General features: G+C 40.7%; 21 protein-coding genes and 1 pseudogene. 8 read left to right on the forward strand and 14 right to left on the reverse strand.

All coding sequences use genetic code 11. The annotated features are described in order from the left end of the window. Nucleotides 1-5 precede the first annotated feature (5 nt). The 14 genes from HMPREF9078_RS03950 to HMPREF9078_RS04015 all read right to left on the reverse strand — a co-directional run bounded on the left by HMPREF9078_RS03950 (nucleotide 6) and on the right by HMPREF9078_RS04015 (nucleotide 13,692). Nucleotides 6-887 (reverse strand): NAD(P)-dependent oxidoreductase, encoded by an 882-nt coding sequence (locus HMPREF9078_RS03950; protein WP_009419454.1) that lies wholly within the window; start codon nucleotides 885-887, stop codon nucleotides 6-8. A 10-nt stretch (nucleotides 888-897) separates the two neighbouring features. Then, nucleotides 898-1,008: a hypothetical protein gene (locus HMPREF9078_RS12115; protein WP_232305301.1), complete on the reverse strand. Its 111-nt coding sequence runs from the start codon at nucleotides 1,006-1,008 to the stop codon at nucleotides 898-900. Between the two features lie 165 nt (nucleotides 1,009-1,173). Beyond that, on the reverse strand, nucleotides 1,174-1,395 hold the full coding sequence (locus tag HMPREF9078_RS03960) for a hypothetical protein (RefSeq protein ID WP_002674268.1): 222 nt from the start codon (nucleotides 1,393-1,395) through the stop codon (nucleotides 1,174-1,176). A 36-nt stretch (nucleotides 1,396-1,431) separates the two neighbouring features. Beyond that, nucleotides 1,432-2,745 carry a lipopolysaccharide biosynthesis protein RfbH gene (gene rfbH, locus HMPREF9078_RS03965; protein WP_009419455.1) on the reverse strand — a complete coding sequence of 438 codons (1,314 nt, stop codon included), beginning with the start codon at nucleotides 2,743-2,745 and terminating at the stop codon, nucleotides 1,432-1,434. A gap of 165 nt (nucleotides 2,746-2,910) precedes the next feature. Further along, on the reverse strand, nucleotides 2,911-3,981 hold the full coding sequence (rfbG, locus tag HMPREF9078_RS03970) for a CDP-glucose 4,6-dehydratase (RefSeq protein ID WP_009419456.1): 1,071 nt from the start codon (nucleotides 3,979-3,981) through the stop codon (nucleotides 2,911-2,913). Continuing rightward, nucleotides 3,975-4,745: a glucose-1-phosphate cytidylyltransferase gene (gene rfbF / locus HMPREF9078_RS03975; protein ID WP_009419457.1), complete on the reverse strand. Its 771-nt coding sequence runs from the start codon at nucleotides 4,743-4,745 to the stop codon at nucleotides 3,975-3,977. The genes rfbG and rfbF overlap by 7 nt, the downstream gene beginning before the upstream one ends. 53 nt (nucleotides 4,746-4,798) lie before the next feature. Further along, nucleotides 4,799-5,791 carry a 2Fe-2S iron-sulfur cluster-binding protein gene (locus HMPREF9078_RS03980; protein ID WP_034542786.1) on the reverse strand — a complete coding sequence of 331 codons (993 nt, stop codon included), beginning with the start codon at nucleotides 5,789-5,791 and terminating at the stop codon, nucleotides 4,799-4,801. A 32-nt stretch (nucleotides 5,792-5,823) separates the two neighbouring features. After that, on the reverse strand, nucleotides 5,824-7,140 hold the full coding sequence (locus HMPREF9078_RS03985; RefSeq protein ID WP_009419459.1) for a UDP-glucose/GDP-mannose dehydrogenase family protein: 1,317 nt from the start codon (nucleotides 7,138-7,140) through the stop codon (nucleotides 5,824-5,826). Then, nucleotides 7,137-9,065 carry a nucleoside-diphosphate sugar epimerase/dehydratase gene (locus HMPREF9078_RS03990; protein ID WP_034542789.1) on the reverse strand — a complete coding sequence of 643 codons (1,929 nt, stop codon included), beginning with the start codon at nucleotides 9,063-9,065 and terminating at the stop codon, nucleotides 7,137-7,139. Before HMPREF9078_RS03990 ends, HMPREF9078_RS03985 begins: the two co-directional genes overlap by 4 nt. A gap of 67 nt (nucleotides 9,066-9,132) precedes the next feature. Continuing rightward, the gene (locus HMPREF9078_RS03995; RefSeq protein WP_009419461.1) at nucleotides 9,133-10,260 is read right to left on the reverse strand and encodes a DegT/DnrJ/EryC1/StrS aminotransferase family protein; all 1,128 of its coding nucleotides are present in this window, start codon (nucleotides 10,258-10,260) and stop codon (nucleotides 9,133-9,135) included. Beyond that, nucleotides 10,257-10,904: an HAD family hydrolase gene (locus HMPREF9078_RS04000; RefSeq protein WP_009419462.1), complete on the reverse strand. Its 648-nt coding sequence runs from the start codon at nucleotides 10,902-10,904 to the stop codon at nucleotides 10,257-10,259. The genes HMPREF9078_RS03995 and HMPREF9078_RS04000 overlap by 4 nt, the downstream gene beginning before the upstream one ends. Continuing rightward, entirely contained in the window at nucleotides 10,897-11,871 is a 975-nt protein-coding gene (locus tag HMPREF9078_RS04005) for an ATP-grasp domain-containing protein (protein ID WP_009419463.1), read from the reverse strand. The genes HMPREF9078_RS04000 and HMPREF9078_RS04005 overlap by 8 nt, the downstream gene beginning before the upstream one ends. A gap of 21 nt (nucleotides 11,872-11,892) precedes the next feature. After that, the gene (locus HMPREF9078_RS04010) at nucleotides 11,893-12,516 is read right to left on the reverse strand and encodes a sugar transferase (RefSeq protein WP_009419464.1); all 624 of its coding nucleotides are present in this window, start codon (nucleotides 12,514-12,516) and stop codon (nucleotides 11,893-11,895) included. Between the two features lie 78 nt (nucleotides 12,517-12,594). Beyond that, nucleotides 12,595-13,692 carry a methyltransferase gene (locus tag HMPREF9078_RS04015; protein ID WP_009419465.1) on the reverse strand — a complete coding sequence of 366 codons (1,098 nt, stop codon included), beginning with the start codon at nucleotides 13,690-13,692 and terminating at the stop codon, nucleotides 12,595-12,597. Nucleotides 13,693-13,985: 293 nt separating this feature from the next. Here HMPREF9078_RS04015 and HMPREF9078_RS04020 point away from each other — a divergent pair, with 293 nt between their 5' ends. From HMPREF9078_RS04020 to gdhA, 8 genes and pseudogenes are all read left to right on the forward strand, one after another. Next, nucleotides 13,986-14,366 (forward strand): ribonuclease P protein component, encoded by a 381-nt coding sequence (locus tag HMPREF9078_RS04020; RefSeq protein WP_002674290.1) that lies wholly within the window; start codon nucleotides 13,986-13,988, stop codon nucleotides 14,364-14,366. Between the two features lie 67 nt (nucleotides 14,367-14,433). Continuing rightward, complete coding sequence (purN, locus tag HMPREF9078_RS04025; RefSeq protein WP_009419466.1) at nucleotides 14,434-14,994, forward strand: phosphoribosylglycinamide formyltransferase; 561 nt, start codon at nucleotides 14,434-14,436, stop codon at nucleotides 14,992-14,994. Nucleotides 14,995-15,351: 357 nt separating this feature from the next. Further along, nucleotides 15,352-15,807, forward strand: coding sequence for a 50S ribosomal protein L13 (gene rplM / locus HMPREF9078_RS04030; RefSeq protein ID WP_002674296.1), 456 nt, complete (start codon nucleotides 15,352-15,354; stop codon nucleotides 15,805-15,807). Further along, nucleotides 15,807-16,193 (forward strand): 30S ribosomal protein S9, encoded by a 387-nt coding sequence (gene rpsI, locus HMPREF9078_RS04035; protein ID WP_002674299.1) that lies wholly within the window; start codon nucleotides 15,807-15,809, stop codon nucleotides 16,191-16,193. The genes rplM and rpsI overlap by 1 nt, the downstream gene beginning before the upstream one ends. Nucleotides 16,194-16,304: 111 nt before the next feature. After that, entirely contained in the window at nucleotides 16,305-17,030 is a 726-nt protein-coding gene (rpsB, locus tag HMPREF9078_RS04040; RefSeq protein WP_009410960.1) for a 30S ribosomal protein S2, read from the forward strand. Nucleotides 17,031-17,124: 94 nt separating this feature from the next. Next, complete coding sequence (gene tsf / locus HMPREF9078_RS04045) at nucleotides 17,125-18,087, forward strand: translation elongation factor Ts (RefSeq protein WP_009413948.1); 963 nt, start codon at nucleotides 17,125-17,127, stop codon at nucleotides 18,085-18,087. Between the two features lie 78 nt (nucleotides 18,088-18,165). Continuing rightward, nucleotides 18,166-18,396, forward strand: a pseudogene (locus HMPREF9078_RS04050) (gliding motility-associated C-terminal domain-containing protein); the annotation flags it as partial. 155 nt (nucleotides 18,397-18,551) lie between these two features. Then, nucleotides 18,552-19,892 (forward strand): NADP-specific glutamate dehydrogenase, encoded by a 1,341-nt coding sequence (gene gdhA, locus HMPREF9078_RS04055; protein WP_009419468.1) that lies wholly within the window; start codon nucleotides 18,552-18,554, stop codon nucleotides 19,890-19,892. Nucleotides 19,893-20,089: the final 197 nt, after the last annotated feature.

Consider the following 20,089-nt stretch of genomic DNA (forward strand, 5'->3'; position numbering starts at 1 on the left):
ATTTTTTAATTATTTATCTCGTGTTTTACAAATTGTTCTATATTTTCTTCTAGACTTCTTTTAGGTTGCCACCCTAAAGAGCACAACCTACTATTATCTACTTGGGGCTCCATAATCTCCCCCTCTCGGTAAGGAAGTGCTCCAAAATTCAACTGTGTTTTTATTGGTTTGCCTTTAAGTTTTTCTAATACCTCTTTGACAAGTATTACAAAAGTCTTTACGGGAGTGAGTACACCTGTACCTACCTCTATATCATTAAAATCTTTTAGTTGTGGTGCTTGTTCTAAACAAGTAAGGTAGGCACTTACCACATCGTCTATATAAATAAAATCACGCTTTTGTGTGCCTGCGGTGAGTGGGATGATGTTTTTTTCCTGCTGGAGTTCATTCAAGATCCAAGAGGTGAATTTGTCATTGCCATCCTGTTCTCCAAACATATGTTCTAATTTTAAATTCACTACTTGTATTTTATCAGAAGCTAATTGTAACCACTCTTCAAACTGTTTTTTGGATAAGGCGTAATAATTTAAATATTTATATAATAAGGTCCCGGTGTTAAAAAAGGTCCCGGTGTTAAAAAAGGTCCCGGTGTTAAGCAACTCTATTCCAAACATCAAGTTGGTCTCAAGTATCTGCTGTATACTCTCTCCTTTTCTACCATACACACAGGCTGTATGAATGATAGTCTCTATATATTGTTCTTCAAAGGCTTTTTGCAAAGGTACTTGGTCTATATCATAGCTTTTAAAGGTGTTTTCAAAACCTTTTAAACGCCACGTATTAGAGGTAGAGCGTTTGAGTACTACTACCTCATAGCCTTTGTTTACCAATGCCCTCAGCAAATGACTGCCGAGGAATCCTGTTGCGCCCGTTAAAAGTATCGTCATAATTTGCTGATTATTTATCCTGATAATGTCCTAAGAATTGAACTATAACTACAAGGTTCTCCTCTTTAAATATTTCATAGATGAGTCTATCTTTCTTGTTAAGTGCTCTGCTATAAACTATTCCTTCCTTACCTTTGAGTTGTTCTGGTGCTCCTACTCCTTTTTCTGGTGTTTCTTGAAGCTCCTAAACCATTCTTTCAATCTTCTTTCTTACAGCTGGAGTTCCTGATTTTTTTGATAATTTTCAGTTCTTGTAAAGCCCCTTCAGAAATTTGTACAGTAAAAGCTAATTTGTTAGTGTCCATAAAGTATCAGGGTTTATAGTGGTAAGAGTTCCTTTTTGCTTTTGATCACGTGCTTTTCTTATTTTTTTAGCTGTAGTTTCTGAATAAGTATTTACTTGTGATTCAGTATTTATCACCTTTGTTTTAATTTTAAATTTCTCAAAAAGAGTCTCAAAGAGCGTATGTTCAGCTTCGTTGTTAAATGTTAATTGTATTGTTACCATAATATTAATTTATTAATTGTTTGTCGCGCTATATCGTTAGAAATTCACCCCAAAATATTCTTCTAATTTTTCTGCAATATAGTCTAACTGTTCTTTGCCTAAAGCGGGATAAACACCTACCCAAAAGGTTTGATTCATCGTAATATCGGTATTAGTAAGGTCTCCTACTACACGGTATTCCACTCCTTTAAAGTAAGGCTGCTTAGTGAGGTTACCCGCAAATAGTAAACGTGTGCCTATCTTATGCTGGTCTAAAAAACGGAGTAAATCTACACGTGCGGTACCTGCATCTTCTTTAAGGGTGATAGGAAAACCAAACCACGAAGGGTCGCTATTGGGGGTTGCCTCTGGTAGGTATAGAAAATCAGTAAGGGTTTGGAGTCGCTCTTTGAGGTAGGCGAAATTTTTACGGCGTTTTTCTATAAACTCCTCTACGCGGTCTAACTGTGCTAATCCGCAAGCGGCTTGCATATCGCTAATTTTTAGGTTGTAACCTAAATGTGAATATACATACTTATGGTCATATCCAAAAGGCAAATCACCGTGCTGTTGCGAGAAACGGCAGTTGCAAGTGTTGTCACAACCTGGTGCACAATAGCAATCACGACCCCAGTCGCGGAAAGACTCGGCTATGGTTTTTAGCTCGGCATTATTAGTGAAAACGGCTCCTCCCTCGCCCATAGTGATGTGGTGCGCAGGATAGAAGCTAAGTGTTGCAATATCGCCAAAAGTTCCTACTTTTTGTCCGTTGTAAGTAGCACCGAGTGCATCGCAGCAGTCTTCTACGAGCCAAAGGTTATATTTCTCACAAAGAGCTTTTATTTTCTCTAAATTGAAAGGATTTCCTAAAGTATGGGCGAGCATAATTGCCTTAGTTTTAGGAGTGATGGCTTGTTCTATAAGGTCGGCGTTTACATTGTGAGTATGTAGATCTACATCTACAAATACGGGTACTGCCCCAAATTGAACAATAGGGTTCACCGTAGTAGGGAATCCTGCTGCAACGCCTATTACTTCATCACCTTTTTTGATAGCACGGTCACCTAATTTAGGTGATGTGAGCGCACTAAAGGCTACTAAATTAGCTGAAGACCCTGAGTTTACAGTGATGCAGTATTTCACCCCCAGAAAGGTGGCTAACTTCTTTTCAAATGCGGCATTAAAGCGTCCTGTGGTGAGCCAAGCGTCGAGAGAGGCGACGACCATATTTTGGAGTTCTTGCTCACCGATTACTTTTCCTGAAGGAGGGATTACTGTTTTTCCTGCTTCAAAGGGTTGGGGTTTGTAAGCCTCTTCGGCATATTGGGTTACTAATTTTGCTATTTCTTCTCTAATTGTTTCTAATGACATATTTTCTTTTTTTTGACCACGAATTTGTACGAATGTTTTTCAGGTTGCAATGGGTTTTTCGCCCACGAATCTTACGAATTTGCACGAATATTTCTGATTGAGATGATAGGTTCTGACCTCTAATTTCATAAATTTGCACGAATACTTCAGCTTGTGCTGATGGTTTTAGGATTCCATATAGCCTTTGATTTCGTAAAGGCAGTGGGTTTGCATATCTGCTCCTTGTAACCAAGAGCGATGCCAATGGACAATTTTCTCTAAAGTATCGGCGAGTCGCCATTGAGGATGCCATTTGAGTCGGGTGGCAGCTTTGGAACAGTCGAGTTTCAAAAAATTAGCTTCGTGAGGCTGTTTGCTCTTGTCCCATTCATAACGGGCTCCTTCGCCCCAAAATTGTACCATTTTTTCTAATATCCATTGCACGGGCTGGCAATCGTCGTCCTTAGGTCCAAAGTTCCAACCTTCCGCAAAGGCATTACCCTCATTATACAAGCGTTCAGCTAATACTAAATAGCCTGAGAGGGGTTCTAATACGTGCTGCCACGGACGTGTAGAGAGGGGGTTACGGATAATCACGGGCTGTTGTTGCTCAAAAGCTCGCAAGATATCGGGTATCAACCGGTCGTCAGCCCAATCACCTCCTCCTATTACATTACCTGCACGGGCTGAGGCTACAGCTGCGGTATCGTTAGTATAAAAGAACGAGCGGCGATAGGCAGAGACTACTAACTCAGCACAGCCTTTGCTATTGCTATAAGGGTCGTGTCCGCCCATAGGTTCGTTTTCACGATAGCCCCATTCCCATTCTCGGTTCTCATAACACTTATCGGTAGTGATAATAACTACCGATTTCAGCTGAGGGGCATATCGAGCTGCTTCCAAAACGTTTACAGTACCCATTACATTGGTACTATAAGTGTCTACAGGTTCTTTGTAGGAAAGTCGCACTAAAGGTTGAGCAGCTAAATGTAATAACACATCGGGATTGAAAGCACGTATGCTTTGTGATAGCTGTTGGAGGTTGCGAATGTCGCCTATTTCGGTTTGCATATTGTCACCTACTTTAGCTACTTCAAAGAGGGCGGGCTGGGTAGGAGGGGCTAATGAAAACCCTTTTACTTCGGCTCCCATCAGCTGTAGCCATAGGGATAGCCACGACCCTTTGAATCCAGTGTGCCCTGTAACAAATACGCGTTTTCCTTTCCAAAATTGAGGATTTACTTTTCCTACTACCATACTTTCCAAGGAGCTTTATTGGTTTGCCATAATTCTTCTAAGAGCATTTTATCGCGGAGGGTATCCATTGGTTGCCAGAAACCTTCGTGTTTGTAGCTCATCAGCTGTCCGTCGGCAGCTAATCCTTTGAGAGGTTCTTGTTCCCAAATTGTATTATCGTCTTTGATGCGCTCTATTACTTTAGGCGAAAGCACAAAGAAACCTCCGTTTATTAGAGCACCATCGCCTTTTGGTTTTTCTTGGAACTTCATAATCTGATTGTCTACTATATCTAAAGCCCCAAAGCGACCTGGGGGGTAGACAGAAGTGAGGGTAGCTTGCTTGCCGTGAGCTTTATGAAAAGCTAGTAATTTAGCAATATCAATATCAGCTACCCCATCGCCATAGGTAAAGCAAAAAGCTTCCTCATTGGCTATATAAGGCAATACTCTTCTAAGGCGTCCTCCCGTCATAGAGTGCTCTCCTGTATCTACGAGGGTTACTTTCCACGGTTCAGCACGTTTTTGGTGTACGTGCATTTCGTTGTTTGCCATATCGAAAGTGATGTCGGACTGGTGCATAAAATAGTTGGCAAAGTACTCTTTGATGATATAGCCTTTATAGCCACAACAGATGATGAACTCATTGATGCCATAATGTGAATAAATTTTGAGAATATGCCATAAGATGGGCATTCCTCCTATTTCTACCATTGGTTTGGGTTTTACAACGGTCTCTTCACTGAGGCGTGTACCGAGACCACCTGCTAATATTACTGCTTTCATAAAGATAATTTTGTGCGAGCCGCACGGGCAATTATTTTTTTATTTATAAAAATTTACTTATTACCTGCTATAAACGCATCGGCGAAGAAGTTTTCTTCTTTTAGTCCTTGTTCGGAGAGGAGTTTTTGAGCGCTTTGTATCATCACTTCACTACCACAAGCGTATACTTGTGCTTTTTGCCAAAGGATAGGTTGCTGTAATGCTATTTCTTGTACATAACCTTTAGCCCCTTGCCACTGCTCTTCGCGAGAGAGTACGGGTATATAGGTGAAATTAGGTAGTGTTGTTTTGGGTTGCCAAAAGAGGTCTTCTTTCTTTCTTCCTCCCCAAAGTAACCATATTTTTTTATGAGTTGTTAATTCAGGTGTAGATTGCAGCTGTTCTAAAATTGCTTTTATAGGTGCGATTCCAGTGCCTGTAGCTATTAAAACGATCTCCTCACAATTGGGATTATTGCGATAGAAAAAAGTACCCAGCGGGCCTTCCATTCGTAATAAGTCGTTAGGTTTGGCTTCGTTAAACCAGTACTGACTAAATAAACCTCCTTCATAATTACGGATAAAGAGTCTTAGTTCATTGGCTTCACATTGGCTATGGTTGATAGAATAACTGCGTTTTTGTCCGTTTCTGATAATATCTACATACTGCCCAGCTAAGAACTGAAAGACTATCTTTGGGGGCAAGCGCAATACTACTTCTACAATATTAGGGGTAAGTACAGTGATGTTATTTATTTTACAAGGTGTAACTTGTGGTTTAGGCAATGTTACTGCCAAGTCTTCTACATCTAATATTACTTCTGATCTAGGTACTACATTGCACGAGAGTACATAGCCCGCTGCTTTTTCTTCTGCGGTAAGCACTTTTTCATCTTGCAAATTCTCAACTTTGCCTTGAAGTATTTTTACACGGCAACTCCTGCAACGTGCCTCAAAGCACGAATATTCTAAACTGATATCGTTATCTAAGGCGGCTCTTAGCAAAGAGGTATTCTCATCACAAGGATAAGATTTGTCGTTTTTTAAATGTATGGTATACTTACTCAAAATATTTTATAAATAATGTCGTCTTATCTTTCTTATACTCCTATTTGTACATACTCCCACCCTTTGCTTGGTAACTCAAAAACATTATACTGATTCCTGCCATCAAAGATTACTTTTTCTTTTAGTATTTTAGCTATCTCGTCGAAATCGGGCACGCGGAACTCTTTCCACTCAGTGAGCAACAACAAAGCGTCCGCACCTTTTAAGGCTTCGTATTTACTATCTACGTAGGTTACGGGCATATCTTTTAGGTAACATACCTTTGCCTCGTGTACTGCTTTGGGGTCATACGCTTGTACTTTGGCACCATGTTTTATAAGCTCTTTGATGATGTAAATTGCAGGAGCTTCGCGCATATCATCGGTTTCAGGTTTAAATGAAAGCCCCCATACCGCAAAAGTCCTACCACTGAGGTCTTCGCCGTATTTCGCAACTACTTTCTGAGCGATCACTATCTTCTGACGGTTGTTCACATTGTCTACTGATTCAATCAGTTCTGCCTTGTAATCTACCTCTTCGGCTAATTTTTTTAGTGCCAATACGTCTTTCGGGAAACAAGAGCCCCCATAACCACAACCAGGGTAGATAAAACTATAGCCTATCCTGCTATCAGAGCCTATCCCTATACGCACTTTATTTACATCAGCCCCTACACGCTCACAGATATTGGCAATCTCGTTCATAAACGAAATCTTAGTAGCCAGCATAGTATTCGCAGCGTATTTAGTCATCTCTGCCGAACGAATGTCCATCGTGATAAAGCGTTCGTGTTGTAAGAAAAAGGATGAGTAAAGGGCTTTCATTTTAGTAAAAGCCTCATCGCTATCAGCCCCTATTACCACGCGGTCAGGTTTCATAAAATCCTGAATTGCTTTACCTTCTTTTAAAAACTCGGGGTTGGACACCACGTGAAATTTGTAATTCACTCCGCGTTTATCCAAAGCAACTTGCACGGTAGTGCGAACCTTGTCGGCAGTGCCTACAGGCACGGTCGATTTGTCTACTACTATTAACTCTCCTTGCATTATCTCACCTATCTGTTGGGCTACCGAAAGCACATATTGCAAGTCTGCCGACCCATCATCACCCATAGGCGTGCCTACAGCTATAAAAGCTATCTCAGCACCTTTGATTGCCTCCGCAAGGTCAGTAGTAAAAAATAGTGTTTTAGCTAAATTGCTCTGTACCATTTCTTCCAATCCTGGCTCGTAAATAGGAATCACACCTTGTTTGAGCTTCTCTATTTTCTCAGAGTTTACATCTACGCAAGTTACCTTGTTGCCCATCTCAGCGAAACAAGTCCCTGATACTAACCCCACATAGCCGGTGCCTATGACTGCTATTCTCATTCTATTTTCTTATCTAAGGTTTCATATTCGGAGTTATTGCTTTTAAACTCCTTTACTATTTGTTTTAATAAACGCACTACTTCTGTCTTATCCCCTTGCGTAGCTACCTCATACATTTGAGTAGTGAGCACCTCTATCTCAGTAAACGACATTGAAGGGTCTTTGCTAATCATTATTTTCTTGTGGTGAGTAGGCATTGTTTTAGTACTGTCACTTAATAGTTCTTCATAGAGTTTCTCACCAGGGCGCAAGCCTGTGTACACGAGCTTGATATCTACGTTTGGTTCATAGCCTGATAGTTTAATCATACGAGTAGCAAGGTTGAGTATCTTCACGGGTTCACCCATATCAAAAACAAATATCTCACCACCTTTGCCCATAGTTCCTGCTTGAAGTACCAACTCACACGCTTCGGGTATAGTCATAAAGTAGCGTACTATATCAGGGTGGGTGATGGTTACAGGACCTCCTTTTTCTATCTGTTTCCTAAAATGGGGGATTACCGACCCATTAGAGCCCAACACATTGCCAAAACGAGTAGTGATAAAAGCTGTTTTATTGCCTTCTTTGTTTTGTAAGGCTTGTACAAAAAGCTCTGCCACCCTCTTTGAAGCTCCCATTACATTGGTGGGGTTTACAGCTTTATCAGTGGATATCATCACAAAGTGAGGTATTTCATATTTGTTAGCCAAAAGTGCTACATTTTTAGTCCCTTGTATGTTTACTAACACAGCTTCGTGCGGATTCTCTTCTATCATCGGTACGTGCTTATAGGCAGCCGCGTGATACACTACTGAGAACTTATGTGCTTTAAACACACTTTCTAAACGTTCACAGTTAGTAATATCGGCTAAAACAAATTCAAAAGCGATGTCTGGGAAACTCTCTTTAAGTTCTAACTCTATGTCGTATAGAGGCGTTTCTGCTTGGTCGAGCACAACTACTAAGGCGGGGGTGAAGGTAGCTATCTGTCGTATCAACTCACTACCAATAGACCCCGCTCCTCCTGTCACCAATATATTTTTGTGGTAGTGTTTTTCGCGTACTTCTTCGTTATCTAATACTATCTGTCTACGTCCTAAGAGGTCTTCTATTTGTATTTTATGAAGATTAAATCCTTCTTTTTCTGGACGTAATTTCTGTAATGCGGGGGTTTTGAGTATTTGCAAACCTTTGTCTAAACACACATTCACCCAAAAAGTCATCTCTTCTTTCGAAAGATGGTTCTTGTTTATGAGCACCCCATCAGCCTCTAATTCTTCACAAGGAGTATCTATAAATTTATCTTTTGAGATAATAGGTCTACCTAATAGAGTAGCCTGTTTAGGATTCGTACGCCCTGTAAGAAAACCTACTACCGAATAAGGAATGGCAGCATTGCCTATAATCCCATTGGCAAAAGCAACTGCTTCATCATCTATCCCCAAGATAAGAATACGCCTCTTAGAAGTACGCCTATTAATTTCTTTTACCAAATAGAAAAACTCTTTTACCGATAACCTAAATACAAATAGTATGATGAACGACACTGTAAAATATATCAGTAGAATAGGGTTCAACAACACTTTTTCACCTATAACGTGCAGACTTATCTTGTTGGCAATAAACATTGCTATTACCGTGCACCCACTTGAAAGCAGAATGCGAAACAAATCTCTAAAAGTAGAATACCGTATAATCCCTGAATAAGTACGGAAGATGAACATAAAGAAGATGTTCACTCCGATAACTAATAAATAGCGTTTGTAAAGAGGAATACTGTCGGGAATATATACCCCCAAGCGCTCTACTACAAAAAAGGAAAAGAATAGAGCTATAAATAGCAAAAACACCTCCATACACACCACTATCCAACGTGGGGTGTAACGGGCAGTAGCTAAGTTTACCAAAGTGCTATCACTATATGTATTATGTGCTTGAGGCATTGTTTTAAATATAAATGGAAAAATTTGCACAAAGGTACAAAATTCTTTTTAATTTTATAGAGACACGTTATAATTTCTTAAAAACGCCTTTTATTCTCTCTCGGTCTGCATCAGTAAGATTAGAACCTGAGGGCAAACATAAACCATTGTTAAATAAGTGCTCACAGGTCTTTTTACCATAGTAAGGAGCTGTGGCAAACACAGGTTGCAAGTGCATAGGTTTCCACAAGGGGCGCGTTTCAATATTTTCTTCCAAAAAGGCTAATCGCAAGTCTTCTCTATCAAATCCTGTTTTAGTTTTATCAATGGTAATAGCCGAAAGCCAATAATTACAAAAGTAATCTTCATTGGGCTCTGTAAGTAATTTTATCCCTTCAATTCCTTTGAACAAGTCGGCATAAAAAGCGTGCATCTTTCGGCGGGCTTCAATGCGCTGTGGCAATACCTCCATTTGTCCACGACCTATGCCTGCCGTAATATTGCTCATACGGTAGTTATACCCTATGTGCGAATGCTGATAGTGAGGAGCGTTGTCGCGCGCTTGGGTGCTCAAAAATACAGCTTTATCTTTCTCTTCTTGAGTGTGACATACCAAAGCCCCTCCTCCTGAGGTAGTGATAATCTTATTGCCGTTGAACGACAGTACCCCAAACCTACCAAAAGTACCACAAGGTTTCCCTTTGTAAGTGCTTCCTAAGGCTTCGGCAGCATCTTCCACCAATGGGATATCATACTTTTTACATAGAGTGAGCACCTCCTCTATTTCGAAAGGCATTCCGTAGAGCGATACAGCTACTACTGCTTTGGGCTTCTTGCCTTTCTTAATACGGTCTTTAATAGCTTCTTCTAAGAAAACGGGAGAGATATTCCAGGTGCTCTCTTCCGAGTCTACAAACACGGGCGTAGCTCCTTGGTATACGATAGGGTTAGCAGAAGCTGAAAAAGTCATCGATTGACAGAGTACCTCATCGCCTGCTTGCACACCACATTCTATAAGAGCTAAGTGCAAGGCTGCTGTACCCGCCGAAAGTGCCGATACTTTCACTCCATTGCCTAAAAAGTGCTGTAAATCCTCTTCAAAGCTATTTACATTAGGACCTAAGGGGGCTACCCAATTCTCCTCAAAGGCTTGATGGATATATTTAAGTTCATTCCCTCCCATATGTGGGGAAGAAAGCCATATTTTTTCTTTCATAACGTGTGTATAAGTTCTTTTAATTCTGTGATAATATAGGTAGGTTGTTGTTCAGGAGCTACCTCGAAATCCTGCGGGTGTATATTCCATCCTTTATTGAGCAAACAGTAACTCGTCCATCCCAATATATTTGGAGCTATAAAGTCTTTTGTAGGATTGTCGCCTATATAGCAATACGTCTTAATATCTTCTTCTGTAAACACTTCATAGTTGCGTAAGTCAGGTTTACTCCTGCCAAATTCTTCCGAAATAACAATTTTGTCAAACAGGGCTTCTATCTCTAAAGCTCTCAACTTATTGCGCTGTGTAACTGATCGTCCATCAGTAATGAGTCCTATTTTATAGCCTTGGGCTTTACAAAAAACTAAAACTTCTTGTGCCCCTTTATTTAAAGATATTACAGGGAAATGGTTTCTATAAACCTGCAATAATTGTTCCATACTGAAAAGTGGAAAGTACTTTGCCACATATTCAAAAGCATTCCTTCCTTCTTGATATTCACAAATCATTTGCTTATAAAGCCTTTCCGTTGCTACCGCCTCAGAGACAACCAAAGAAGCTATTGCTCGGTAAGCCGACTTCAAATAGTCGATTTCATATACCAAAGTATCGTCTAAATCAAAAATAACGTACTTGCTACTCATAATGGCTTACAAAAACAGCTTCGTCATACCTAAGCATCAATAAATGGTCTTCCCAATTGTTGTTCGCTGGTATTTCTTTGCCTAACAAGTATTCTTCTATTAAGAATTTAGGGTAATTAGCTCCTGCGGCATAGCTAAGCGGGAAACCTCCTCCAAAACGAGGATTGATTTCAATAGCTATCACTTGTTTTGTCGTCCGATTTAAAAAAAATTGCATTGTTAAACAGCCTTTTGCCCCTTCAATATGCGCAAGATGTTTTGTAACGAATGGCACTAATACGTTCTTTTCAGTAATCCCTTTATTGATTTCACCTGCACGCACAAATATGCGTTTGCGGGGTACCGCGCATTTTAAATCTCCATTGCGATTGTAATAGGCATCTACCGTATATTCATCGTGCATTTTTGGGTCTATATACTCCATAAAAAGCAGGTCAGGGTTGTTAAGGTGATAATCAGTCAGCTCATCTGCCTTGCGTATCACAAAAATATCTTTGCTAAGCGAACCATTGTAGGGCTTTATAAGGAGCGGAAAAGTAGGTCGTGTTTTATCAATAGAAACAGGTACCTCTATGCCTTTTTCTCGAAAAAAAGTGTTTGTAAGTCGTTTATCCCTACATTGTTGCACAAACGCTAATGAGGAAACCACAGGGGTAATTCCTTTGTCTAAAAAAAGTCGTTGGTGCTTAGCAAGCATCAGTAGTTCAGTATCAATAGTAGGGACAATAAGTTTTACACCCCATTGCAAACATTGTTCTAATAAGGCTTGTGGATAATTCTCATCAGTTGCTTTACATATAGAGGCATATCCATCGGCTATCTGGCAAGCAGGCGAGAAAGTAGGGTTCATATCTACCGCATACACCTTGCTCTCAGGAAATAGCTCTTTCAATTCTCTTTGAAAAGCCCGCAACAACGCCACCCGTTGCCCTGCCGACGTGATTAATATATTATTTTCTCCTTTCATTTATAAAAAATACTTATCGTGCTACAAACTGCTTGTCGTGTTACGGCCCCCTCTAAACTCCTCCATTGTAGCTTGTCCTTCTTGTGATATCCCTTCGCGTATAAACACTTTCTTCACCGTGAGAAACAGTATTTTAAGGTCTAATACGAATGATTGGTGGTCTACATACCACACGTCCAACTCAAATTTCTTTTCCCAGCTGATAGCATTGCGCCCATTCACTTGCGCCCAACCAGTGATACCTGGTTTTACCTCGTGTCTACGCTTCTGAGTCTCGTTATACAAGGGTAAATACTGAGGCAATAACGGTCTCGGACCTATAACCGACATATCCCCTTTCAGTACATTCAGCAGTTGTGGAATCTCATCAAGCGAAGTCTTCCGTACAAAAGCTCCTATTTTCGTGAGTCGCTCAGCATCAGGCAAAAGCTGTCCGTTAGCATCACAACGGTCGTTCATTGTTTTGAACTTGATAATCTTAAAAATCCGTTCTCCTTTCCCAGGTCGCAATTGGTAGAAAAAAGGCTTCCCGTTATTAGCAAACCACAACCCAACCATCACCACCACAAAGATAGGACTCAGCACAATAAAGGCAATCAGTGCTGTAAGAAAGTCTAATACCGGTTTTATAATATTCCTATACATCTATTTTCTCCCAAAAGTTACCCGTGTAGCTCACTCCTGCCTGTCGCACAACACTCATTAATCATTAACCACTAACCACTAACCATTAATCACTACCTTAAACAGCGTATGGCTATTGCCACTGCCTAAGTTGTCATAGATATCCACTACTTTCAAACCGGCGCGTTCCACGCATTTTATCATATCGCCCGAATAGTACATCTTGCTATTGCCATTTGCCATTGCCGTAAAATACACACTGATTTGGGTAAGGCAATACGCCCCCGTTTCGTGTTGTTGTCTGTCCCAGTAGGCTTCCAGAATATACAACTCGGTATGAGCGTCCATCGCAGCAGCTGCCCTACTGAGAATACTCGTTACCTCCTCCTCTGAGAAGCAATCCAAAAACTGACTCATCCATATCACGTCAAAACCTTTCGGGAAAGGCACAGAGGCGTCCAACAGATTAGCCGGATAGCCTCCAATACGCTCAGCTCCTTGTTTGCCTGCGATATTGTTTTTCATCAAACCCAGTTGCTGAGGTAAGTCCATAATGGTTACCTGCACATCGGGGTTAAAGCTCACGGTCTTTAACGCAAAGCGTCCCGTATTACCTCCCACGTCTAAGAGCGTCTTTACAGGGCGTTTAAAAATGATATTTAAAGCATCTTCAAAAGAGTAATCAGAATAGTAATGGTCAAAAGCAAACCACTTTTCTTGCGCCTTTGGAGGCAATTGGGAGAGCCCCTCATAAATCGTAGGCCAAGACCCAAACACTTTAAGTCCCGCAGGTTTCCCTTCTTTAAGCGCTTCTTCAAGGTGAAACAACCCTTCGTAGCACACCTCTTGAATGAATTCCATATTCACACGGGTGCTCTTGTCGCGAAGTAAAAACCAACCTGCTTTCGATATCGCAAAACGGTCGCCCTCTTTCAAGAGTACCGTACCTATGGAAAGCGACGACTCCAAAAGTATTTTCACAGCATAGTCACTCAGCTGTGTTTTAGTAGCCACCTCCTGCATTGTCAATCCTTCAGGGGCATTGCACAAAGCCTCGAACACGCCGAGTTTTACCATTAGGTGTGATATTTGGAACACCACAGGCGCAAAAGCAATCTCTTGAGCCAAGCGCTGAGCTTCCAAAGCCGTTTTTTGTTCAGTAGTGTATTGTTTTCTGATTGCTGGTGTTAAATTCATATGCTTAAATATCTCAGTTCAATAATTAAGGTGCAAATGTACAAATTAAATAGCAAATAACAATAAAAAGATTTCTCAGCTATCTGCCACCCTTTCGTTTCTTAGCTCTTTCCTTGATTATTCCCTTTTCTTATTAACATTTGTTTAACACGTGATGTTCAACAAATTAACGCCTTTTCTATACCAATCGTCCAAGATTCGTATAAGCTTCCTATAAGCTCCCTATAAGCTAAGACACCACTCTCCTCATTTGTTCATTTGTTAATTCTTTCTTACCTTTGCCGTCGAATTTAATGTGTTTTATTTTGCCTACCTTTCCCAAAACCGAAAAACTCTGCAAGCGTGAAGCTATTCAACAGCTCTTTGCCCAAGCCGAGGCACTTACCTGCTATCCGCTTAGGTTGTTGTACGCCCCTGTTAGCAGTTTAGAAGCTCCTTACCAACTGCTTATCAGTGTGCCCAAACGCACTTTCAAGCGCGCAGTACATCGCAATTTGCTAAAACGACGCCTGCGCGAAAGCTACCGACTCCAAAAACACCTATTGCCCGTGAAAACCGAAAAGTATGCCCTTGCCTTTCTCTATATAGGGAAAGAACTCACCGATTACGCCACCATTTACAAATCCGTAACCCAACTTATAGAAGATTTTTCTCATCAACTCACCCAAGAATAACCCATCACTTTTGCGCTCCACCTTCCCCTTTTGAAGAGGGGTTAGGGAGATGTTTAAATTACCCCCTATGAAAAAGATTATCATTTTTGCCTCAGGTTCAGGCTCCAATGCCGAACGTATCGCTACCTATTTTCACCAAAAAGGCACTGCGCAGGTAAGCCTTATACTCTGCAATAACCCTCAGGCAGGCGTACTCACGCGTGCCAAACGCTTAGCCATTCCCTCTTTAGTCTTCAACCGACAAGCGTTCTATGAGTCGGATATCGTCCTCAATGTCCTTAAATCCCAGCACCCCGACCTTATCGTGCTGGCAGGTTTTTTGTGGAAAGTACCTGCTTATCTCACTGAGGCTTATCCTCATAAAATCATCAACATACACCCTTCGCTTTTGCCCAAATACGGCGGTAAAGGAATGTATGGCTCACATGTGCACGAAGCCGTCATTGCCAATGCCGAAAAGGAAAGTGGCATCACCATTCACTATGTAAACGAACATTACGACGAAGGTAATATCATCTTCCAAGCCAAAACAACCGTACTCCCCACCGATACTCCCGATACCTTAGCCGAAAAAATTCACTTATTAGAATATGAGTATTTCCCCAAAATCATTGAAAATTTATTATAGCTCAACAAGCAAATATGCTCTACAGAAATAATGTGAATCAAGAGTAGAAAAAAAATAACATATTGTTTATTGTATATTACAATATTAGAATCGCTTTTACGTTACATTGTAGGGGTAGTTTGAAAAACACTCTTTGAAAACAAACCTTTTTCAGTTGCCCCTTCTTTTAAATACTCCGAGATATTTCTATTGATTCTTTAACTCACTAATTTCTAATATGTTACCCTTTCCCTTTTACCATTTATTGTAACTTTTTTGGTCAATTCAAAAAATTGTCGTACTTTTGCGCCCTAAAAATAAAAGTGTCGTTTGATGACACTATTAAGGAATGTTTAATTTTAATAAAAATCACAAAGAGTGGACACATTAAGCTACAAAACCATCTCTGCCAATAAAGCCACTGTAAACAAAAAGTGGGTCTTGGTAGATGCTGATGGACAGACTTTGGGTCGCCTTGCCTCTAAAGTAGCCAAGCTACTTCGCGGTAAGTACAAACCCGAATTTACCCCTCACGTTGATTGTGGCGATAACGTAATCGTTATTAACGCCGAAAAAATCAACCTTACAGGGAACAAATGGGAAGATAAAAGCTATCTTCGCCACACTGGTTACCCAGGAGGACAACGCTTCACAGGAGTAAAACAACTCCTCGACAAACACCCAGAACGTATCATCGAAAAAGCTGTAAAAGGTATGTTGCCAAAAACAAGATTGGGTGCAGCAGTTTTACGTAATTTAAAAGTGTATGCAGGTACCGAGCACAAACAAGAAGCTCAACAACCTGTTACCATTAACTTAAACGATTTGAAATAATGGAAGTAATTCACACCATTGGTAGACGAAAAACCGCCGTAGCGCGTATCTACCTTAAAGCAGGTAACGGTACTATCACCGTAAACAAACGCGAACTCAACAATTATTTCACTACCCCTACACTACAATACAAAGTAAAACAAGCCCTCAGCCTTGTAGGTGCTGAAGATGCTTACGATGTAAAAGTAAACGTGTATGGTGGTGGTATCACCGGTCAAGCCGAAGCCGTTCGTTTAGCTATTGCTCGCGCACTTTGCGAACTCGACGCTGAAAACCGCGCCGTATTGAAACCCGAAGGGCTTTTAACACGCGACCCTCGTATGGTTGAACGCAAGAAATTCGGTCAGAAAAAAGCCCGTAAGAGATTCCAATTCTCTAAACGTTAATATCAATTTGCTCCTTAGTTTAGCATCCAAATGGCTCAGGCGGTTATTTAAAATTTACAAAACCTCTCCAAGCTATTGCTAATAGTAGGAACGTAAACTATTTAAAAAGAAATGGCAAATAACATAGAAATTAAAGATTTATTAGATGCAGGTGTACATTTCGGTCACCTTACCCGCAAATGGAATCCTAATATGGCTCCCTACATCTATATGGAACGCAACGGTATCCACGTAATCAACTTGTACAAAACCGCTGCTAAAATTGAAGAGGCTGCTGAAGCCCTCAAAAAAATCGTAGCCTCTGGCAAAAAAGTGCTTTTCGTGGCTACTAAAAAACAAGCAAAAGACGTAGTTGCCGAAAAAGCAACTTCAGTAAAAATGCCTTACATCACCGAGCGTTGGCCTGGTGGTATGCTTACTAACTTTGTAACTATCCGTAAGGCAGTAAAGAAAATGTCGTCTATCGATAAAATGAAAAAAGACGGTACTTTCGATACCCTTTCAAAACGTGAAAAACTACACGTAGAACGTATGCGCGAAAAACTCGAAAAGAACTTAGGGTCTATCGCCGATATGTCTCGCCTCCCTGGTGCTCTATTTGTAGTCGATACACTCCGTGAACACATCGCTGTAAGAGAAGCGCAAAAATTAAACATTCCTATTTTCGCAATGGTAGATACAAACTCCGACCCTCGTGAGGTGGATTTTGCTATCCCTGCCAACGACGACGCTTCTAAAGCTATCGAAAAAGTACTTTCTTACATCACCGAAGCTGTAAACGAAGGTCTTTCAGGTAGAACAGCTGAAGCTAACAAAGAAGCTGAAAGCAATGATTAATACTCTTAGATGATTAATGGTTAATAGCGTTTAGCCATTAATCATTTAAACATTGAATTAATCATTAATCACTAATCATTAAACATTAATAAAAATGGCAAATATTACCGCCGCAGACGTAAATAAACTCCGCCAAGCTACCGGCGCAGGTATGATGGACTGTAAAGCTGCCCTCATCGAAGCCGAAGGCGATTTCGATAAAGCAATAGAAGTATTGCGCAAAAAAGGTCAGAAAGTAGCTGCTAAACGTGCTGACCGCGATTCTAAAGAAGGTGCTGCTATCGCACAAGTGAATGCTAACCACACTGTAGGTGCTATCATCTCTCTCAACTGTGAGACCGACTTCGTAGCCAAAAACGCCGATTTCGTAGCGCTCGCTAAAGATTTAGCTGATCTCGCCCTTACTGTAAATAGCAAAGACGAACTTCTTGCCCTTAACTACAAAGGTATTACCGTAGCCGAAAAACTCCTTGAACAAACAGGTGTTATCGGTGAGAAAATAGAACTTGGTGCTTTCGAAAAAGTAGAAGCTCCTTTCGTAGGTTCTTATATTCACCACGGTAACAAAATCGCTGCAATCGTAGGCTTATCAGCTGCTATCGCCGATGCTGCCGAAGTAGGTAAAAACTTGGCGATGCAAATCGCTGCTATGGGTGCTGAAACCCTTTCTTACAAAGATTTCTCTCCTGAGTACATCGCTAAAGAAACTGAAGCACGCATCGCTATTATCGAAAAAGAAAACGAAGAGCTACACCGCTTGGGCAAACCGCTCAAACACGTACCTCAATACGTTTCACAAGCACAACTCACTCCTGAAGTATTAGCTAAAGCTGAAGCCGATGCTAAAGCTGAATTGAAAGCTGAAGGTAAACCAGAACAAATTTGGGATAAAATCCTTCCTGGTAAGATACAACGCTTCATCTCTGATAACACTACTCTCGACCAAGAGAAAGCTCTCCTCGACCAAGTGTACATCTACGACGAAAGCAAAAAAGTATCCGATTTTGTAAAATCTAAAAATGTAGAGATTACAGCTTTCAAACGCGTAGCCTTGTAATTTATATATTTAAATGACATAGTTAAAACTCCTCTTACTATCAAGTAGGGGGAGTTTTTCTTTAACTACTAATTGCCAGAAGGAGCAGAAGCTAATAGTCCTATTCATCTCCTCATCTTTGGTCAAATGGGGTTAAAAGTATATGAAAACGAGCATTATGGCAAAAAAGGCGATTATTTTAGAGGTTATGCCAATACCAAAGGTTTTATAGGGAATAACAAAGCTCTTCACGGCACTTATTTCTATATCGTTTGTTACAGCAAGCACGGAAAAGAAGAACAACAAAAAGGCTTTTTATATGTGAGGTAAAACTTCATTTTCTTTTGAAAATAAATCTTTTTAATAAAAATTTCTTTCGTTTTCTTTGTATGTTTCAATAATATTAACTACTTTTGTCGCTCATTAATATATTTGTGTAACTAAATAATTCATTAACACATAATTCATAACTAATTAAATATATTATGGACGTAAAAAAAATAATGACCTCCTTAGAGGCAAAACATCCAGGAGAAAAAGAGTACTTGCAAGCAGTACACGAAGTGCTTGAATCAGTACAAGAGGTGTACAACCAGCACCCCGAATTTGCCAAAGCTAAAATTATAGAGCGCATCGTAGAGCCCGACCGCATTCATACCTTCCGCGTGGATTGGGTTGACGATAAAGGTGAAGTGCAAAGCAACCTCGGTTACCGCGTGCAGTTCAACGCTGCCATAGGTCCTTATAAAGGTGGTATCCGCTTCCACAAAGCTGTAAACCCTTCAATGCTTAAATTCCTCGGTTTTGAACAAACTTTCAAAAACGCCCTTACTACCCTACCTATGGGAGGCGCTAAAGGGGGTTCTGATTTCGACCCTACCGGTAAATCCGATGCTGAAATTATGCGTTTCTGCCAAGCATTTATGCTCGAACTTTGGAAATACATAGGTCCTGATACCGACGTGCCTGCTGGCGACGTGGGTGTAGGCGGACGCGAAATAGGCTATATGTACGGTATGTACAAGAAATTAGCCCACGAGTATAACACTGGGGTACTCACCGGTAAAGGTATCAACTGGGGAGGTTCGCTCATTCGTCCTGAAGCTACAGGTTATGGCGCGCTCTACTTCGTAGACCATATGCTTAAAAAACTCGGCAGAGACATCAAAGGACAACGCGTAGTAGTATCAGGTTTTGGTAACGTAGCCTGGGGTGCCTCACAAAAAGCAACTCAGTTGGGTGCCAAAGTTATCGGACTTTCAGGCCCCGATGGTTGTGTAGAAGTACCTAATGGTATGACTCACGAAATGATTGACTATATGCTCGAACTTCGTGCTTCTAACCGCAATATAGTAGCTCCTTTTGCCGAAAAATTTGCTAAAGAAAGTAAGTTTACCGCAGGTAAAAAAGCGTGGACTATCCCTTGTGATATTGCCTTGCCTTGTGCATTCCAAAACGAATTAGACGGCAATGATGCTCAAATGCTTATCAAAAATGGTGTAAAACTCGTAGCCGAAGTATCGAATATGGGTTGTACTCCTGAGGCTATCAAAGTTTTTCAGGATGCTAAATTGCCTTTCGCCCCAGGTAAAGCAGTGAATGCAGGAGGGGTAGCTACTTCAGGTCTTGAAATGACCCAAAATGCAGCGCACCTCGCGTGGAGAGCTGAAGAAGTTGATGCTAAGTTGCACCAAATTATGGAGTCTATCCACAACGCTTGCCTCAAATATGGTCAGGAAGATGGTTATATTAACTACGTGAAAGGTGCTAACATTGCAGGCTTTATGAAAGTAGCTCACGCAATGCTCGACCAAGGCGTGGTTTAATTTAATGAACAATTGATAATGAACAATCAACAAAAAAGCTGCTTCTTAAAATGAGGCAGCTTTTTTTAATCCTTTTACTTCTTATGAATAATCTTTATATATAAATACCGATTTCTTTCGGTTTTCTTCTCACTTTTCACCCTCTAATCACTCACTTTTAACTATTCACTATCAACTACTTATATACCCTTTCTATA

Source organism: Capnocytophaga sp. oral taxon 380 str. F0488 (assembly GCF_000318255.2).
Taxonomy (GTDB): Bacteria; Bacteroidota; Bacteroidia; order Flavobacteriales; family Flavobacteriaceae; genus Capnocytophaga; species Capnocytophaga ochracea.

Excerpts from the sequence above, each read along its gene's own strand:
- rpsB (WP_009410960.1), top strand. The coding sequence starts at position 16,305 with ATGGCAAATAACATAGAAATTAAAGATTTATTAGATGCAGGTGTACAT.
- HMPREF9078_RS03995 (WP_009419461.1), bottom strand. The coding sequence starts at position 10,260 with ATGAAAGAAAAAATATGGCTTTCTTCCCCACATATGGGAGGGAATGAA.
- HMPREF9078_RS03985 (WP_009419459.1), bottom strand. The coding sequence starts at position 7,140 with ATGAGAATAGCAGTCATAGGCACCGGCTATGTGGGGTTAGTATCAGGG.
- rpsI (WP_002674299.1), top strand. The coding sequence starts at position 15,807 with ATGGAAGTAATTCACACCATTGGTAGACGAAAAACCGCCGTAGCGCGT.
- HMPREF9078_RS04010 (WP_009419464.1), bottom strand. The coding sequence starts at position 12,516 with ATGTATAGGAATATTATAAAACCGGTATTAGACTTTCTTACAGCACTG.
- HMPREF9078_RS04000 (WP_009419462.1), bottom strand. The coding sequence starts at position 10,904 with ATGAGTAGCAAGTACGTTATTTTTGATTTAGACGATACTTTGGTATAT.
- HMPREF9078_RS03950 (WP_009419454.1), bottom strand. The coding sequence starts at position 887 with ATGACGATACTTTTAACGGGCGCAACAGGATTCCTCGGCAGTCATTTG.
- purN (WP_009419466.1), top strand. The coding sequence starts at position 14,434 with ATGAAAAAGATTATCATTTTTGCCTCAGGTTCAGGCTCCAATGCCGAA.
- HMPREF9078_RS03960 (WP_002674268.1), bottom strand. The coding sequence starts at position 1,395 with ATGGTAACAATACAATTAACATTTAACAACGAAGCTGAACATACGCTC.
- HMPREF9078_RS03990 (WP_034542789.1), bottom strand. The coding sequence starts at position 9,065 with ATGCCTCAAGCACATAATACATATAGTGATAGCACTTTGGTAAACTTA.
- HMPREF9078_RS04020 (WP_002674290.1), top strand. The coding sequence starts at position 13,986 with ATGTGTTTTATTTTGCCTACCTTTCCCAAAACCGAAAAACTCTGCAAG.
- rfbH (WP_009419455.1), bottom strand. The coding sequence starts at position 2,745 with ATGTCATTAGAAACAATTAGAGAAGAAATAGCAAAATTAGTAACCCAA.
- HMPREF9078_RS04005 (WP_009419463.1), bottom strand. The coding sequence starts at position 11,871 with ATGAAAGGAGAAAATAATATATTAATCACGTCGGCAGGGCAACGGGTG.
- rfbG (WP_009419456.1), bottom strand. The coding sequence starts at position 3,981 with ATGGTAGTAGGAAAAGTAAATCCTCAATTTTGGAAAGGAAAACGCGTA.
- tsf (WP_009413948.1), top strand. The coding sequence starts at position 17,125 with ATGGCAAATATTACCGCCGCAGACGTAAATAAACTCCGCCAAGCTACC.
- gdhA (WP_009419468.1), top strand. The coding sequence starts at position 18,552 with ATGGACGTAAAAAAAATAATGACCTCCTTAGAGGCAAAACATCCAGGA.
- rfbF (WP_009419457.1), bottom strand. The coding sequence starts at position 4,745 with ATGAAAGCAGTAATATTAGCAGGTGGTCTCGGTACACGCCTCAGTGAA.
- HMPREF9078_RS04015 (WP_009419465.1), bottom strand. The coding sequence starts at position 13,692 with ATGAATTTAACACCAGCAATCAGAAAACAATACACTACTGAACAAAAA.